Genomic DNA, 17,391 nt, shown 5'->3' on the forward strand with positions numbered 1-17,391 from the left:
GGTGGATCAGCGCACGCGTTCCAGGCGGAACCGTTGGTCGGCGGCGCCGGAGCAGGTGGACTGTTCCGCCTCGGCCCCGTCCGAGATCTCGGCCGGGCCGCCGATGATGCCCACACACAACCCGCTGTGCACCGGGCGCATCCGGAAGATGCCGGGATCGACGGGCTCGAACAGGAAACGTTGGTGTGCGGCGCCGGTGCAGTCGATCGGGCTGAGCAACCCGCCGGGCCCCATCATCGCGTCGTCCACGCGCAGACAACCGACGCCGTCGACCGGGTTGCGCCATTCGATCTGGTACACGTCCGGGGCCACCACGACCAGATAGGTGTCCGGGAACACGTTCTTGCACGACCGCTGGACGGCTATGGGTCGGTCGGTGCGGCCGTTGCGTTCGCGGCCCTCGCCCAGGCACAACGATCCGTCGGGGATGTGGGCGGGCTTGATCAGATACTTCCCGTCGGGGAGACGACCGCGTGGCGCGTCGAGGTGGTCGCCGCCGTCGCCCCGGACCGCGAAGATCACGGCGGTGGCGATCATCGCGGCCGCCACGACCGCGGCGGCCGGCCACATCCACGGGCGTCGGCGCTTCGCGGTCGGTTCGACCGGCGGCTCGGCGGGCGGGGGCGGCAGCGGCTCGGTCTCCTCGGCGCGTTCGACGACCCGGCCGGCGGCCAGATCGTCGCGGACCTCCAGCCAGTGGGCGGCGTCCGCCGCGTCCAGTCCGCAGGCGATCACCAGCGCCTCGACCAGCTCCGCACGGGGCAGGGTGGCACGGCCGAGCGCGGCCGCGACCGTGCTGGCGGGCAGGACCCGCCCGGACGCCTCGGCCTTGGCCGCCAGTTGCCGGTAGGTCAACGCCGACCACTCGCGTAACTCGCGTAACGCGGCCACGTATTCGGCCGCCGTGGTCGCCGTGTCCGGCCGAGGAGCACCGTCGTCACGCACTGTCACAAGACCCCCGTTGGGTACGTCGGCACCTACCCACCGTCGCTGATGCGCGACCCATGGTGCCGGCAGTTCGGCGGAGCGGCGAGCCCCAGAAAAGCGATATAGCGGACGGAGCGCGCGGGCGTCGCGATCGGGCGGCGGGCCCCGGGTCCCGTCCGGGACACGTTCGGGACGGGGGCGCCACCTGCCGGGACGCGGCTCCAACGTTCGAGACGGGTGTGGTGCCTTGCGCGGGGAGGGGTGCACACCCCCTGGTCGACCGATCGGTTGGGGAGGGGTTCCCGAGGTGTGCCGGTGGGCCGCCGCGCGGTGGGTCGGAGGGATGCGGTACGACATCTGCTGTGATCGACGAAGCCCCCACTCCGCCACGGTCCGTACGCCTGTTCGTGGCCCTTGCCCCGCCCGACGACGCCAAGGACGAGCTCGCGCACGCCCTGCGGCCGGTGCGTGCCGCGCATCCTCGGCTGCGCTGGAATCGCATCGAGGACTGGCACATCACGCTGGCCTTCCTCGGCGAGGTCGCGGTCGACGTGGTCGAGGCGCTGCGGCCGCCACTCGCGGAGGTGGCCGCAGCGGCCGCGCCGGTCACGCTCGCGCTGCACGGCGCCGGGCAGTTCGACGAGCGGGTGTTGTGGAGCGACGTACGCGGTGATTTGGACGCGCTGCACACGCTGGCCGACGCGGTCCGGGGCGTGGTGGCGGACTGCGGAATCCCGCTGGAGGGCCGGCCGCTGCGGGCCCATCTGACCCTGGCCAGGGCCCGCCGGGACAACCTCGACGGCATCGCGGCCGCCGCCGCCGAACTCGCCGACTTCGCCGGACGGAGCTGGCCCGCCCGCAAGGTGCACCTGGTGGCGAGCAACCAGGGCCGCGGACCCGGACCGATCCACTACCGCGACGTCGACGCCTGGCCGCTGCCGACCCGATAGCGCCGAGGTGTACGGGAGTTGGCCACCACGCCCGAACCGGGGGATTGCCGGGGGTACGCGCGCGGGTACCTGCTTCCGTGCGATCGTGAGGTCGCCCGGTGTGGTGAGGTCGTGTTTCGTTCGGTGGAGGTTGCGATGACGTCGATCAGCGAAAGTGCCTACGACCGCCGCCGGTTGCGGCAGCTCGTCGCCGGCGGCGCGCGTGCCGACGGGCCGGGTCGGCGCGATGTGCTCAAGATGCTCGCGGCGGCCGGCGCGCTGTCGGTGTTGCCGACCACCGGTGCCTTCGCGGCGGGATCGGCCGCGCCGGGCATCGTCAAGCCGCTGCCGTCCGAGTTGTTCACCGTGCGGGGCACCAACGCCGAGAGCAACTTCGCGGCGCTGAGAGACACCGGATACCTCACACCCGTCGAGCGCTTCTTCGTGCGCAACCACACCTCGACCCCGCAACCGGCCGCCCGGGATTGGCGGTTGCGGTTGTGGGGGAGCGGACTGCGCACAAACGTCGGATACGACGAGGCGATCACCCTCGACCTGGACCACCTGCGCCGACTGCCCGCGCATACGCACACCGCCGCCATCGAGTGCGCCGGCAACGGCCGCAGCCTCTACGCCTCCCAGCAGGGCGAGACCGTCGCGGGCACACCCTGGACGCTGGGCGCGATCGGGGTGGCCCGGTGGCGCGGCGCGCGGCTGTCCGACGTGCTGCGCCGGGCCGGACTGCGGCCCGACGCGGTCGACGTGATGCCGCGCGGACTGGACGATCCGTACGTCGGCGGCGGGATCGACTACGGCCGGGTGCGTCGGCCGCTGCCGGTGGCCAAGGCGCTCGACGACGTGCTTTTGGCGTACGAGATGAACGGCGAGCCGCTCGCGCCGGACCACGGCGCGCCGGTGCGGGTGGTGGTGCCCTCGTGGGTGGGCATCTCCTCGATCAAGTGGGTCGGCGACATCGAGGTTTCCGCGCAGCCGCTGTACTCGCCGTGGAACACCGAGTTCTACCGGATGTTCGGCCCCGCCTTCCCCGAGGGCGGGGGACCGCCGCTGACCCGGCAGACCCTCAAGAGCGCGTTCGAGCTGCCCTTCGGCGCGCGGCTCGCGGCCGGTGCCACGCACCGGCTCACCGGTCGGTCCTGGTCGGGCGCGGGCGGCGTGTGCCGGGTGGAGGTCAGTACGGACGGGGGTGTGCGATGGCGGCACGCGCACCTGTGGGACGAGCCGAGGCGGGACGGGTGGGTGCGCTGGAGTGTGGACTGGCGACCCGCCGGGGTCGGGCCGGCGCTGTTGCTTGCCCGGGCGAGCGACACGGCCGGGCGCACCCAGCCGGACCGCGCCACGTTCAACACCCAGGGGTATCTCTTCGACGCGGTCGTTCGCCACCCGGTGACGATCGGCTGAACCGCCACCGCCCCGGTCGGTGTGGGCCGGCCGGGGCGGTGGGGGTGGGAACGGATCAGGCCAGCGTGGCGAGCGCGCTGTTGAAGGTCTTCGACGGGCGCATGACCGCCGAGGCCTTGGCCGGGTCGGGGCGGTAGTAGCCGCCGATGTCGGCCGGCTTGCCCTGGACCGCGATCAGCTCGTCGACGATCGTCTGCTCCTGCTCGCGCAGCGTGTGCGCGAGCCCGGCGAACGCCTCGGCCAGGGCCGCGTCCTCGGTCTGCGCGGCCAGCTCCTGCGCCCAGTACAGGGCCAGGTAGAAGTGGCTGCCCCGGTTGTCGATGCCACCCAGGCGCCGGCTCGGCGACTTGTCGTTGTCGAGGAAGGTGCCGGTGGCCCGGTCCAGGGTGTCCGCCAGCACCTGGGCGCGGGCGTTGCCCACCGACTGGGCCAGGTGCTCGAAGCTGACCGCGAGGGCCAGGAACTCGCCCAGGCTGTCCCAGCGCAGGTAGTTCTCCTTGACCAGCTGCTGCACGTGCTTGGGCGCGGAGCCGCCCGCGCCGGTCTCGAACAGGCCGCCGCCGTCCATCAGCGGGACCACCGAGAGCATCTTGGCGCTGGTGCCCAGCTCCAGGATCGGGAACAGGTCGGTCAGGTAGTCGCGCAGCACGTTGCCGGTGACCGAGATGGTGTCCTCGCCCCGACGGATGCGCTCCAGGGAGAACGCGGTCGCCTCGACCGGCGACAGGATCTCGATCCGCAGGCCCTCGGTGTCGTGCTCGGGCAGGTACTGCTTCACCTTGGCGATCAGGTTCGCGTCGTGCGCGCGGCCCTCGTCCAGCCAGAACACGGCCGGGGCGCCGGTGGCGCGGGCGCGCGAGACGGCGAGCTTGACCCAGTCCTTGATCGGCGCGTCCTTGGTCTGGCACATCCGGAAGATGTCGCCCGCGGACACGACCTGGGACAGCACCTCGGTGCCGGCGCCGTCGACCACGCGCACCGTGCCGGCGGCGGGGATCTCGAAGGTCTTGTCGTGGCTGCCGTACTCCTCGGCCTTCTGCGCCATCAGACCGACGTTGGGCACCGAGCCCATGGTGGCCGGGTCGTAGGCGCCGTTGGCCTTGCAGTCGTCGATGACGACCTGGTACACGCCCGCGTAGCTGCTGTCCGGCAGCACCGCGAGGGTGTCCGCCTCCTTGCCGTCCGGGCCCCACATGTGCCCCGAGGTGCGGATCATGGCCGGCATCGAGGCGTCGACGATGACATCGCTGGGCACGTGCAGGTTGGTGATGCCCCGGTCCGAGTCGACCATCGCGAGCGCCGGACCGGCGGCCAGCTCGGCGTCGAAGGACTCGCGGATCTTCGCGCCGTCGGGCAGCGCTTCCAGGCCCTTCAGGATGGCGCCCAGGCCGTCGTTCGGGCTCAGGCCGGCCGCCGCGAGCGCCGCGCCGTGCTCGGCGAACGTCTGCGGGAAGAAGGCGCGGACCGCGTGACCGAAGATGATCGGGTCGGAGACCTTCATCATGGTGGCCTTCAGGTGCACCGAGAGCAGCACGTCCTCGGCCTTGGCCTTGGCGACCTGGGCGGCCAGGAACTCGCGCAGCGGCGCGGCGCGCATCACCGACGCGTCCACCACCTCGCCCGCGAGTACCGGTACCGACTCGCGCAGCACCGTGGTGCTGCCATCCTCGCCCACCAGCTCGATGCGCAGCGCGCCCGGCTCGGCGATCACGGCGGACTTCTCGGTGGACCGGAAGTCGTCGGCGCCCATGGTCGCGACGTTGGTCTTCGAGTCGGCGGTCCAGGCACCCATGCGGTGCGGGTGCGCGCGCACGTAGTTCTTCACCGACGCGGGGGCGCGGCGGTCCGAGTTGCCCTCGCGCAGGACCGGGTTGACCGCGCTGCCCAGGACCTTGCCGTAGCGGGCCCGGACGTCCTTGTCCTCGTCGGTCTTCGGGTCGTCCGGGTAGTCCGGCAGCGCGAAGCCCTGCTCGCGCAGCTCGGCGATGGCGGCCTTGAGCTGCGGGATCGAGGCGGAGATGTTGGGCAGCTTGATGATGTTGGCTTCCGGCGTCTTGGCCAGATCGCCCAGCTCGGCGAGCGCGTCGTCGAGGCGCTGCTCGGCGGTCAGCCGCTCCGGGAAGTGGGCGATGATGCGCCCGGCCAGGGAGATGTCACGGGTCTCCACCTTGACCCCGGCCGTCGCCGCGTACGCCTGGATCACCGGCAGGAACGAATACGTCGCCAGCGCCGGGGCCTCGTCGGTGTGCGTATAGATGATGGTCGGGTCAGTCACAGGATGCTCCGCTCCATGTCCGCAACATTGCTCGACATCAAGATATCTTGCGGCGGGTGATGGTGCGTCGCGGGCCCTGCCGGTTCCGGGACGCGATGTGGGGGCGGCGCGACATACGGCGACAGTCTGGCTGTACCGGGGCGGCCGGCCGGTCAGACTGTGACGTGTCGCACCGCATCTCAGGGAGGAAGCCCGGATGAGTACGGACGTCGTGGTGATCGGCGCGGGGGTGATGGGCGCCTCGATCGCACTCGAACTCGCCCGCGCGGGACGGCGGGTGATCGTGGTGGACAAGGCCGGCGGGGTGGGTCTGGGCTCGACCGGCGCGTCCAGTGCGATCGTGCGGTTCAACTTCTCCACGCACGCCGGCGTGGCCGCGTCGTGGGAGGCGCTGTTCTGCTGGCGGGCCTGGCCCGAGCACCTGGGCTGCGAGGTCGCCGACCCGGTGCGTTTCGAGCGGTGCGGGCTGGCCCTGCTCGATGTGGACGCCGCGCCGCGCGAGGCCTACCTGCCGCTGTTCGACGCGGTCGGGGTGCCCTATGAGGAGTGGGACGCGGATACCCTGGCGGCCAGGATCCCGGGTCTGGACACCGGTCGCTACTGGCCGCCGAGGCGGCTGGACGACGAGGGCTTCTGGGCGCCGGCGACCGGCAGGCTCGGGGCGGTGTTCACCCCCGACGCGGGCTACGTCAGCGATCCGCAACTGGCCGCGCAGAACCTGGCCGCCGCGGCGAAGCGGCACGGCGCCGAGTTCCGGTTCCGGCGTACGGTGACCGCGATCGAGTCGACGGCCGGTCGGGTGCGCACGGTCGTGCTCGACGACGGCTCCCGGCTCGCGTGTGCGACGGTGGTCAACGCGGCCGGGCCCTGGTCCGGGCGGATCAACGAACTGGCGGGCGTGGGCGCCGACTTCACCATCGGGGTGCGACCGCTGCGGCAGGAGGTCGAATACCTCCGGGCACCCGACGGCTACAACCCGCGGGGCGGGGCCGGGGTCGCCGTGGCGGACCTGGACCTGGGCGTGTACCTGCGCGGTGAGGTGGGCGGCGGGCTGCTGGTCGGCGGGACCGAGCCGGAGTGCGATCCGCTCCAGTGGCTGGACGACCCGGACCAGGCGAACCCCAACCCGACGCAGGCCGTGTTCGAGGCGCAGGTGACCCGGGCGGCCCGGCGGCTGAGCGGGCTGACCGTGCCGAACCGGGCGCGCGGGGTGGTCGGGGTGTACGACGTCGCCGACGACTGGACGCCGATCTACGACCGCACCGAACTGGACGGCTACTACGTGGCCATGGGCACCAGTGGGAACCAGTTCAAGAACGCCCCGCTGGTGGGGCTGATGATGGCCGCCCTGATCGAGGCGGTGGACAACGGGGCGGACCACGACGCGGATCCGGTGTGCTTCGTCGGCACACACACCGGCGAGCGCATCGACCTGGGCGCGTTCTCCCGCCGACGCAGCGTCAACACCGCCAACTCCGGGACGGTCTTCGGCTGATCCCCGGGACGACGGGCCCGGCCGGTCGCCGGATACGGCACAGGCCCCGTACCGCCGTGACACGGGCGGTACGGGGCCCAGCGGGTGCCTGGGGTCAGAGGCCGAGGCCGGCGCGGGCCGCGACGGCGGTGTCCGGATGGTCGGCGAAGACGCCGTCCAGGCCGAGGCCGTAGAAGAGTTCGTATTCGGACGTGATGTCACCGCGCGCGTTCGGGTCGGCGCCGAGCCGGAAGTCCAGTGGCAGGAACTGGTTCTCCGCGCGGAACGTCCAGGAGTGCACGAGCAGTTGGTTGCGGTGCGCGTCGCGGATCACCGAGGTCGGCGCGAGCAGCTTGCCCGCGGCGTCGCGCGGCACGATCAGGTTCTTGTTGACCCCGATGCCGTCGGCGTAGGTGTGGATCCACTTCAGGTTCTCCGGCTTGGCCAGATCCTGGTACGTACGCGGGTCGTTCGCCACCACCAGGTCGTACGGCCGGCCGCTCGCGTCCAGCAGTTGGATCAGCCTGTTGTCGGTCATCCGGTCGAGCTTGCGCAGGTTGGCCGTCTCGAAGGACTGGATGAACACCTTGTCCTTGCGCCCGGTGAGCCGGTTCTGCCTGAGAACCCGCACCAGCGGCTCCTCCAATGCCAGACCTATCGACTGGAAGTAGCTCGGGTGCTTGGTCTCCGGGTACACGCCGATGGTGCGGTCGAGCCGGCGGCCCTCGGCGCGGACCAGGTCCAGGACCTCCTGGAAGGTCGGGACCTCGAACTTCCCGTCGAAGGTGGTGTTCGTGGGCCGCACCTGCGGCAGTCGCTCCTTCGCGCGCAGCGTCTTGAGCTCGGCCAGCGTCAGGTCCTCGGTGAACCACCCGGTGACGGGCGTGCCGTCGATGGTCTTGGTGGTCTTGCGCGCGGCGAACTCCGGGTGTGCGGCCACGTCGGTGGTGCCGGAGATCTCGTTCTCGTGCCGGGCGACCAGCACACCGTCCCTGGTGGACACCAGGTCGGGCTCGATGTAGTCGGCGCCCATCCGGATCGCGAGGCGGTAGCTCTCCAGGGTGTGCTCGGGACGGTAGCCACTGGCCCCACGGTGCCCGATCACGATCGGGTGGGCCGACGGCCGCGACGCACCGCGGGACGTGTCGTCCTGGGCCGCGGCGGCGGGAACCGCGATCACGGTCGCGAGCAGCACGCCGGCCACACCCAGCGCGGGAAGGATACGTCGCAACGCCATCTCCTCTGTCATCCCGACACGGGCGGAGCCCCGCGCGGGAGCACGAATCGTGCGAACACGCCGAGTCAATCGCCGGCAGACGACGTGCGGTGCGGATGAAGCGGGCGCGTGGATGAACCTCCGGAGAACGTCCGGCGGCCCGGGTCCGATGCGACGGTGCCCGGGCCCGGCCGATCCGGGTCAGCGGGCGGCGCCGGCGGTCGTGGTGTGCTGTTCGGCCTCCGCTGTGTGCGGTTCGGCGTCCGCGCTCGGGAGTTCGAGGCGGGTCAGGTGGTCCGGGGTGAGCGCGCGCAGGAAGTCGGCCGCGTCGAAGGCCTCGCCCGCGGCCAGGACGCCGGTCGTGGTGTGCCGTCCGGAAAGGAGCCGTTCGGCGGCCTCGACCACGAGCGGCGCGGTGACCGCGTAGATGTCGTTGCCGCCGGCCACCGCGCGGTGTTCCCGGTCGCCGGTGCGGGCGACCACCTCGACGAGGAAGGTCTGCGCGGAGCGGCCGAGGGCATCGGCGGGGGAGGGGGACGGGGTGGGCGTGTTCGCGTCGTTGACATCCCGGAGCGGGGCCAGGTTCATCACCGCGCGGACCTCCGGGGTGTGCAGGTGGCGGGGGATGGTGACCTGGTCGGCGGTGGCGAACTCGGTGACCGCGAGGGCACCCATCGGCGCGGGGAAGCGCCACTCGGACTGCTCCTCCGAATAGGAGAAGGGGCGCAGCCGGCCGCCGGTGAACACGAGGTGTCGTCCCGCGTTGGTCCGGCCGGTGAGTCGGCTGCCCTCGGTGGGCAGCCAGCTGTCCAGGCCGAACGCGATGGTGATCTCGTCCGCCTCCGACCGCTCGCCCAGCGCGGCGGTGGCCAACAGGTCGCCCAGCGCGCCGTAGAAGGCGAACGACGGCGCCAACACCAGCCCGGCGGCCCGCGCCTGCTCGCCCCGGGTGTCGAACAGCGAGGCGGTGGCCGCCTGTTCGGCGGCCACGTCGAGATAGTGCGCCCCCGCGCGGATCGCCGCGTCGGCCACCGGGAGGGTGGTCTCCGAGAACGGTCCCGCGCAGTTGATCACGGCGCCGGCGCCGGCGAACGCCCGGTCCAGCGCGGCCGGATCGGCGACGTCGGCGACCCGGATCGGCGCATCCGGATACCGCTCGCCGAGTTCCCGGAGTTTCTCCTCGTTCCGACCGGAGAGAATCACCGTCCGGCCCCGGCGGTGCAATTCGGCGACCACGAAACGCGCGGTGTGTCCATAGGCTCCATAAACTACGACCGCGCTTTCCCGGAGAGCGGCGTCGGCGGTCGGCGTATTCGTGGCGATGGCGTTCATGATTTCGCTTTCCGGAACCGGGGCCCGACCGGAAGACCCGGTCGGGAGGAGCATGCACACATCCTCTGCGCTCGTCGCCTGCGCCACGAGTGTCGGGAACGACATGGTCCGTGCAATTTCGGACACGGCGAGCGCGGGAGCCGAGGATGCCGGCTCGGGCCGGGTGCGCGGGCCGCCCCGAGGCTTCGCCGACCGGACCGGGATTCCCGGCGCTGATATACGGGCCGACCGACTGTGCCGATTATCAAGGGATATGGGTGGTTCCGTGATTGCGGACGGCGAGCGAATCGTGCCACGGAGTCATTGACCGACGAATTTCCGTTGTGTCAATGTCGTCTCCAGGTACCCGCGACCCGCCCGTCGCGTCGTCCGCCCACCACGGGCGACCGGCGGGCGGGTCGGCATACCCGGGCCGACCCGAGCGGCAGCGGGAGGAGCGCGCGCGGGGGGCTACGCGCGTGGAGACACATCCGTCCGACCGACGGCTCGACTCTCCGCGAGACACCCCGAGACCGTCGCGACACCACCGCGCTTGACTGGAGGGTTCCATGGAATTCCGGATTCTCGGCCCGCTCGAATCGGTCCACGACGGCACACCGGTGGACATCAAGGGCACCCGGCAGCGCACCGTGCTGGCCCTGCTCCTCCTGGAGGCCAACCACATCGTGCCCACCGACCGGCTCGTGGACGGTGTATGGGACAAGGCGCCGCCGACCACCAGCCGAGGGCAGATCCAGATCTGCATCTCCTCGCTGCGCCGGCAGCTTCCGGCCGCCGCGTTACCCGGGCTGATCACCACCCGATCACCCGGCTACCGACTACGCGTCGCCGACGGCCAACTCGACCTGCACGCCTTCGAGTCCGGGGTGGCCGCCGGCCGCCGCGCCGCGGCCGAGCGGCAACCGGACCGCGCGGTCCGCGAGTTCCGGGCCGCGCTCGACCTGTGGCACGGACCGGCGCTGGCCGGGATCGACAGCCGACTGGTCCGGCACGGCGTCGCGCACCTGGACGAACGCCGCCTGGTGGTGCACGAGGAGTGCCTGGAGTTGGAGTTGGCCACCGGCGCGCCGCACGGGCCCGCCGGCGAACTGGCCGGCCTGGTCGCCGCGCATCCGCTGCGCGAGCGGCTGCGGGTGCTGCTGATGACGGCGCTGTACCGGGCCGGCCGGCAGGCCGAGGCGCTGGAGGAATACCGCAGGGCCCGGGAGATCCTGATCGAGGAACTGGGCATCGAGCCGGGCGAGGACCTGCGGCGGCTGCACCGGGCCATCCTGAGCGGCGACCCGGATCTCGTGCGACCTCCCGCGCCGGCGATGACCGAACCGGTCGTGATCGCGCCGACCCGGGTACCGCGCCTGCTGCCGGCCGACTTCGCCGACTTCACCGGACGGGTGGGCCTCGCCCGGGAGTTGACCCGGCCTCGCGACACCGCGGGGCCCGGCACGGCGGTACCGATCACCGTGGTCACCGGGCGGTGCGGCGTGGGCAAGACCACCCTGGCCGTGCACGCCGCACACCGGCTGGCCCCGGACTTCCCCGACGGCCAACTCTTCGCGCACCTGACCTCGGCGGGCGGCCCGGTGGACCCCCGCGACGTGCTCGGCCGTTTTCTGCGCGCGTTGGGCCTGAGCGGAGCGGCGATCCCGGACGGCCTGGAGGAGCGCGCGGAGACCTATCGCGACCTGCTCGCCGGGCGCCGGGTGCTGGTGGTTCTGGACGACGCGTCCGCGGAGAGCCAGGTCCTGCCGCTGCTGCCCGGCACCCCGCAGTGCCGGGTGCTGGTCACCTCCCGGCGCCGCTTCACCGGCCTGCCCGCCGCCGATCGGCTCGAGGTGCCCGCCTTCGACCCGGACGGCTCGGTCGACCTGCTCGCCCGGATCGTGGGCCGGCACCGGATCGCCGCCGAGCCGGACGCGGTGGCCGCGCTGTGCGCCGCGTGCGAGCACCTGCCGCTGGCGCTGCGGATCGTGGCCACCCGGCTGGCGGCCCGGCCGCACTGGACCGTGTCGGACCTGGTCGCCCGGCTCGGCAACGGCTCCCGGCGACTGGACGAGCTGTGCTACGGCGAGGTGAGCGTGCGGGGCAGCATCGCGCCCACCTACGAGGGCCTGACACCCGACGCCCGGCGGCTCTTTCGGCTGCTCGCCCTGCTCCAGGCCCCCGGATTCGCGTCGTGGGTCGGCGCGCCGCTGCTCGGTACCGACCCGCTGCGGGCACAGGACCCGCTGGAGGAACTGGCCGAGTGCTATCTCCTCGACGTCGAGGTGAACGCCGCCACCGGAGCGGCCCGCTACCGATTCCCCGAGCTGGTGTACACCTTCGCCCGGGAGCGGCTGGCCGCCGACGAGCCGGCCGGGGTGCGCCGCGCGGCGCTGGAACGCACCCTGGGCGTACTGCTGTTCCTGCTCGGCGAGGCTCGGCGGCGACAGCGCGGGATGCGGGCGAGCGGACCGCACGCGGGCGGGCGACAGCGGGTGTTCTCCGCCGAACTGGTCGAGCGGCTGCTGGTCGATCCACTCGCGTGGTACGCACAGGAGCGCCCGTGGATCCTGGCGGCCATCCGACAGGCCGCCGCCGCCGGGTTCCCGGAGCACGCGCGCGGACTGGCGATGAGCACGGTCACCCTGTCCGAGGCGCGGACCTCCCCGGACGCCGGGCCCGAGGAACACGGCGGGGAGATTCGTACGTTGCTCGATCCGGCCGATGCCGGGTACGGGCGCGGCGAGGAGCGGCAGGCGGGCGTGTCGGCGGTGACCGCCCGGGCGCTCGCGGCGAACACGGCGCGGCCGCGGGCCGACTCCGCGCCGTCGTCGTTGTTCGGGGAGCGCGTCGAACCGGGCCTCGAAACGGGTGCGTTCGGGTCCGGAGCCGGTTCGGTGGGCGATGTCGGCGCGTGGGTCCGAGCGGTGATCCCGCATGTGCGTGCGCTGCGCGTGGAGGGTTGCCCGTCGGGTGGATCCGGTGGTGCGGCGGTGCGTGCGGAGTAGGCGGCTCGGTCGGAGCAGGTGGTTCGGTCGGACCGGGTGAGTCGGTCGGATCGGGCGGCTCGCGCGGAGGATCGTGTCCGGCGGGGAACTCGTTCCGAGTGGGCGGCCAGGCCCGGCCGTCGTCCGGCCGTACGCGCGGACCCTGGCCGAGCCCGCGCGTACTCCGTCCGGACGACGACACGGGTCCGGCCGCCCACCCCTGCCGGTGCGCTTCCGGCCCCCACCCTCGCCACGTCCCGCCCTCCCCTGGGGACGCGCGATGGCCCCGGAACGCTCCCGGTTCGACGCGTGCTTTCGGATCCGGAGCCCGTTCCGGCGCCGGACACGCTCCCACTTCCGCACGCGTCGTGGATCCGAGGACGCCGCCCCCGGACCCGGACCGTCCGGGAACGTCTCCCCGGACCGGGCTCGCCCCACCCGCCTCGCCGATCACGGTGCCACGCGCGTATATCGGCGTCACGGTGCGAGTGGGCTCTCCCCCTCGACATGCACGATAGGGCGACCGTCTTTCCTTTTCCTATCGGTGCGTTCTCCGTTTCCTATCCTTGACGCCCTCGTATTCGCGTCCTTACGGTGCGAACGTTTGCCGACGAACACATCGCCACGGGGCTTCCGCCGAGGTATCGCACCGAATGGGAAGGGGTCACGATGGGCCGCGACTCCGGGCAAGGGCGGGGAAATTCGAAGGCGTTGCGGGGGAACGAGAGGGGTCGTGGACGATGAACGGCGCGGGTGCGGCCGACGGGCGGATCGGGTCCGCCGCGGGCAGGTCCGGTGGTCGTGACGGTGCTGTCGCGGCCGGTTGGCGGGCGGCGGTGGCCGGTGCCTGGCGAGGCGGGCTCGGGTGCGGCGCCGACGGGGCTTCGGTTCGGGACGACGCGGACTTCTTCGCCGAGGGTGGCGACTCGGTCGCCGCCGTGGAGACCGCGATCGCGCTGCGGGAGCTGACCGGCTCCGACGATCTGGCGCTCGACATCCTCTACGAACACCCGGAGTTCGGCCGGCTTCTCGCGGCGCTCGGCGACGGGTGCGTGGCCCCGGGACAGGACGAGTTTCGCGAACTCACCCCGGCCGAGGAGCATCTTTGGGAGGCCGAGCAGCGGCACCCAGGGACGCCGATCCACCACATCGACGCCCACTACCGGTTCGCCCGCTCGCCGAACGTGCCCCGGCTGATCGCCGCGCTGGACGAGGTGGCCGGGCGGTACGCCGCGCTGCAACGCGGATTCGCGGCGCCGGGACGGGCCTTCGAGGTGTCCGGGGTGTCGGTGCCGGTGCGCTGGGTGGATGCCCAGGGCGTGCCCGACGCGGTGGTACGCACCCTGCTGGACGACGAGATCCGGACCCCGTTCGAGCTCGCCCACCCACCCCTGCTGCGCGCCCTGGTGGTGGACCGGGGCGAGGTCGGCGCCGAACTCCTGATCACCGCACACCAGCTCGTCTGCGACGTCGCCTCGCTGGCGCTGCTCGAAGGCGAGTTGCAGCGCCGGTACGCGGGAGCACCGGACCCGGTCGGACGGACGAACCCATACGGACCGGCCTCGGCCTCGCTCGTCGCCCGCCCGGCCGCGCCGTCCGCCGCCGACTCGGCCGCCGCGCTCGCCTCCTGGCGGGCGACGCTGGCCGGGTGCCCGCGCGCCATCGCGCTGCCGCACGACCTGCCCCGGCCCGGGACACTCGACGTCGCCGGCGGCGTGCACCGCATGGTCGTCCCGGCCCGGGCAAGCGCCGCGCTGCACGCGGTGGCCGCCGGGGAGCGGCTGAGCCCGTTCATGACCTGGGTGGCCGGGTACCTGGTCGGGCTCGCCGCGGTGACCGGCGAGCGCGACCTCGTGGTGGCCGTACCGGTGTCCACCCGCCGACCCGAACAGCGGGACGAGGTCGGCGCGTTCGTGGACACCCTGCCGCTGCGACTGACCCTGACCCCGGGCCTGACCGCCCGCGCGTTGGCCCGGCGGGTCCGCCGGGTGGTCGCCGAGGCGCTGGCCCGGCGGCATGTACCCTTCCGGCGCATCGTCGCGGCGCTGCCGCCGGCGCCCGGCGAGCACTCGCGCGCCCCGCTCACCCAGGTCGGACTCACCTACCTGGACACCTCGGAACGGGGACTGCGACTGGGGCGATCGTGGGCCGGCCGCACGTCGATGCCGACCGGTGGCACGAAGTACGAACTGCTGTGGGCGGTGACCCGGCGGGGCGACCGTACGATCGCCGAACTGGAGTATCGCACCGGCCTGTTCAGCGAGCAGGCCGCGGCCGACCTGCATGCCCGGATGATGACCGCGATCGAGACGGCCTTCGCCGATCCGGACGTGGAACTGCCGCTCCCGGCCGGGGTGTTGCCCAGGCGCACCGCACGGCGGCGCGCGATGGGGGAGCGGGCCGCCCGGATCGAGGCGGTGCCGCCGCGGGCCGTGGACGCGATCGGGCTCGGGCCGGACGTCGAGGCCGGAAAGGCCCCGCGGGGACAAACCTTCGGCCTCGCCGCCGGGTTCGTCGAGGCCCGACGGATGGCGAGCCCGGTCGTCGAGGACGCGGAGTACGTGCCGGTGCACGAACTCGTGCGCCGACACGCGCGGGAGCGGCCGGACGCGATCGCCATCCGGCACCGCGAACGCGAGCTGACCTACCGCGAGTTGGACGAGCAGGCCGCCGAAGTGGCCGCCGGACTGCGGGCCGCCGGGCTGCGTCGGGGCGCGGTGGTCGCCGTCCCGATCGGCCGCGGCGCCGACCTGGTCATCGCGTGCCTGGGCGTGCTGCACGCCGGATGCGCCTACCTGCCGGTGGACGTACGGCAGCCGACCGCCCGCACCCGCAGCATCGTTCGGGCCACCGCCCAGGCGGCACTGGTCGCCGACGAGACCACCGCGGCGCTCGTGGCCGACCTGGTACCGGTGTTGTGCCTGGAACTGCTGGCCGAGCGGCGCCGTTCCGGGGCCCGGACGGCGCCCTCGGCGACGCCGCCGCGGGTGCACGGGGACGACATCGCCTACGTGATGTCCACGTCCGGGTCCACCGGTACGCCCAAGGCGGTGATGGTGCCGCACCGGGCGATCAGCCGGCTGGTCCCGCACGCCGAGTATCTGCGGATCGGCGTCGAGGACCGGGTCGCGCAGTTGTGCAATCCGGCGTTCGACGCGTCGACGTTCGAGATCTGGGGCGCGCTGTCCGGTGGCGCCACGCTGGTGATCGAGGACGCCGACGTAGTGCTCTCGCCGACCCGCCTGCGGGCCTTCCTCGCCGAGCAGCGGATCACCGTGTTGTGGCTCACCACCACGCTGCTCAACCAGGTGATCGACGTCGCGCCCGACGCGCTCGGGCGGTTGCGGGTGCTGCTGGCCGGGGGCGAGCCGCACGATCCGCGCCGCCTGGAGAAGTTGTTCGCGGGCGGCCGGCCGCCGGCCAGGGTGGTGAACGGGTACGGGCCCACCGAGAACACCACGTTCAGCACCACCCACGACATCACGCCGGACGACCTCCGGGCCGGCGTGGTGCCCATCGGCCGGCCGTTCGGCGACGGCACGGCGTACGCGCTCGACTCGAGGGGGCTTCCGGTCGCGGCCGGCGAGGAGGGCGAACTGTACGTGGGCGGTGAGGGGTTGGCGCACGGCTACCTGAACGCCCCCGCGGCCACCGCCGCCGCGTTCGTACCGGACCCGTTCGACCCGCGCGGCGGGCGCCGGCTGTACCGCACCGGCGACCGGGTGCGGCAACTGCCGTGTGGGTCATTCCAGTTCCTCGGGCGCCGGGACCACCAGGTCAAGGCCAAGGGGGTCCGGGTGGAACTGGGCGAGGTGGAGGCGGTGGTGCGGCGCCAGCCGACGGTGGCCGACACGGTCGTGTTCGGCCGGCCCACGGACAACGGCACCGAGATCGTCGCGTGTGTCACCCCGGCGCCGGACCCGGCCGTGATCGGGGCGGGCGGCGGCGGTGCGGCCGTGACCGTGCCGGCGCTGGACGTGGCGGCGCTGGGCGAGCGGCTGCGGCTGGAGCTCCCGGAGTACATGCTGCCCACGCTCGTTCCGCTGGACCGGATCCCGATCGACGCCGACGGCAAGGTCGACCGCGCCGCACTGGAAGCGGCCGCACGCCCGACGCCGGAGGCACCACGACGGGCGAACCTCACGACCCCCCAGGTCTTGGTAACCAACGACGTGAAGTGGTAGGCCCCCGGTGACCCGGTGACCCGGTGACCCGGTGACCCGGTGACCCGGTGACCCGGTGACCCGGTGACCCGGTGACCCGGTGACCCGGTGACCCGGTGACCCGGTGACCCGGTGACCCGGTGACCCGGTGACCCGGTGACCCGGTGACCCGGTGATCCGGTGATCCGGTGACCCGGTGGCGCGGTAACCCGGTGGCGCGCTGGCGCGGTGGCGCGGTGGCGCGGTGACCCGCTGGCGCGGTGGCGCGGTGGCGCGGTGGCCCGCTGGCGCGGTGACCCGCTGGCCCCGTGGCCCGCTGGCGCGGTGGCCCGGTGGCCCAAGCCGGGATGCCTCGATATCCGGAGTGCGGTTGCGTGAGGCCCGGTTGCCCGGGTGTACGCGTCTCGCGATCCGCGCCCTCGCGCCCTCGCGGTCCATGGCCTCGTGGCCTCGCGACCCACGGGTGGCCCGGTGGCCCGAGCCGGGATGCCGGGGGCCCGGAGTGCGGTTGTGCGGAGCCCGGTTGCCCGGGTGTGTCGTCTCGCGGCCTCGCGGCCTCGCGGCCTCGCGGCCTCGCGGCCTCGCGGCCTCGCGGCCTCGCGGCCTCGCGGCCTCGCGGCCTCGGCGCCCACGCCTCTCGACCCCCGCTGCCTCCGTCGGGGCTGCGTCTGCGTGTTCGTCTCGTCCCGG

The 17,391-nt window shown here is 73.1% G+C and carries 9 protein-coding genes; 5 read left to right on the forward strand and 4 right to left on the reverse strand.

Annotation, left to right across the window (positions count from 1 at the left end):
• Window positions 1-6: 6 nt before the first annotated feature.
• Window positions 7-951, reverse strand: coding sequence for an XRE family transcriptional regulator (locus B4N89_RS26505; protein ID WP_143658090.1), 945 nt, complete (start codon window positions 949-951; stop codon window positions 7-9).
• A gap of 338 nt (window positions 952-1,289) precedes the next feature.
• On the opposite strand from B4N89_RS26505, the gene thpR reads away from it, so the two are divergent.
• Window positions 1,290-1,877, forward strand: coding sequence for an RNA 2',3'-cyclic phosphodiesterase (gene thpR, locus B4N89_RS26510; protein WP_078978304.1), 588 nt, complete (start codon window positions 1,290-1,292; stop codon window positions 1,875-1,877).
• Window positions 1,878-2,012: 135 nt separating this feature from the next.
• Window positions 2,013-3,275 (forward strand): sulfite oxidase, encoded by a 1,263-nt coding sequence (locus tag B4N89_RS26515; protein ID WP_078978305.1) that lies wholly within the window; start codon window positions 2,013-2,015, stop codon window positions 3,273-3,275.
• Window positions 3,276-3,330: 55 nt separating this feature from the next.
• Here the strand turns inward: B4N89_RS26515 and B4N89_RS26520 are convergent, their stop codons facing one another.
• Window positions 3,331-5,550, reverse strand: coding sequence for an NADP-dependent isocitrate dehydrogenase (locus B4N89_RS26520; protein ID WP_078978306.1), 2,220 nt, complete (start codon window positions 5,548-5,550; stop codon window positions 3,331-3,333).
• 196 nt (window positions 5,551-5,746) lie between these two features.
• Between B4N89_RS26520 and B4N89_RS26525 the strand changes: the two genes are divergently transcribed.
• The gene (locus B4N89_RS26525) at window positions 5,747-7,045 is read left to right on the forward strand and encodes an NAD(P)/FAD-dependent oxidoreductase (RefSeq protein WP_078978307.1); all 1,299 of its coding nucleotides are present in this window, start codon (window positions 5,747-5,749) and stop codon (window positions 7,043-7,045) included.
• 94 nt (window positions 7,046-7,139) lie between these two features.
• Here the strand turns inward: B4N89_RS26525 and B4N89_RS26530 are convergent, their stop codons facing one another.
• Both B4N89_RS26530 and B4N89_RS26535 read right to left on the reverse strand, forming a co-directional pair.
• On the reverse strand, window positions 7,140-8,261 hold the full coding sequence (locus B4N89_RS26530) for a glycerophosphodiester phosphodiesterase (protein ID WP_235618800.1): 1,122 nt from the start codon (window positions 8,259-8,261) through the stop codon (window positions 7,140-7,142).
• A 180-nt stretch (window positions 8,262-8,441) separates the two neighbouring features.
• Complete coding sequence (locus tag B4N89_RS26535) at window positions 8,442-9,572, reverse strand: saccharopine dehydrogenase family protein (protein ID WP_078978308.1); 1,131 nt, start codon at window positions 9,570-9,572, stop codon at window positions 8,442-8,444.
• Between the two features lie 548 nt (window positions 9,573-10,120).
• Between B4N89_RS26535 and B4N89_RS26540 the strand changes: the two genes are divergently transcribed.
• Both B4N89_RS26540 and B4N89_RS26545 read left to right on the forward strand, forming a co-directional pair.
• Window positions 10,121-12,559, forward strand: coding sequence for an AfsR/SARP family transcriptional regulator (locus B4N89_RS26540; protein WP_078978309.1), 2,439 nt, complete (start codon window positions 10,121-10,123; stop codon window positions 12,557-12,559).
• Window positions 12,560-13,278: 719 nt separating this feature from the next.
• The gene (locus B4N89_RS26545) at window positions 13,279-16,722 is read left to right on the forward strand and encodes a non-ribosomal peptide synthetase (protein ID WP_161500815.1); all 3,444 of its coding nucleotides are present in this window, start codon (window positions 13,279-13,281) and stop codon (window positions 16,720-16,722) included.
• Window positions 16,723-17,391 lie beyond the last annotated feature (669 nt).

This window comes from Embleya scabrispora (assembly GCF_002024165.1).
Taxonomy (GTDB): domain Bacteria; phylum Actinomycetota; class Actinomycetes; order Streptomycetales; family Streptomycetaceae; genus Embleya; species Embleya scabrispora_A.

Coding starts and splice junctions, on each gene's coding strand:
- B4N89_RS26545 (WP_161500815.1), top strand. CDS start 13,279: ATGAACGGCGCGGGTGCGGCCGACGGGCGGATCGGGTCCGCCGCGGGC.
- B4N89_RS26530 (WP_235618800.1), bottom strand. CDS start 8,261: ATGGCGTTGCGACGTATCCTTCCCGCGCTGGGTGTGGCCGGCGTGCTG.
- B4N89_RS26525 (WP_078978307.1), top strand. CDS start 5,747: ATGAGTACGGACGTCGTGGTGATCGGCGCGGGGGTGATGGGCGCCTCG.
- B4N89_RS26540 (WP_078978309.1), top strand. CDS start 10,121: ATGGAATTCCGGATTCTCGGCCCGCTCGAATCGGTCCACGACGGCACA.
- B4N89_RS26515 (WP_078978305.1), top strand. CDS start 2,013: ATGACGTCGATCAGCGAAAGTGCCTACGACCGCCGCCGGTTGCGGCAG.
- B4N89_RS26535 (WP_078978308.1), bottom strand. CDS start 9,572: ATGAACGCCATCGCCACGAATACGCCGACCGCCGACGCCGCTCTCCGG.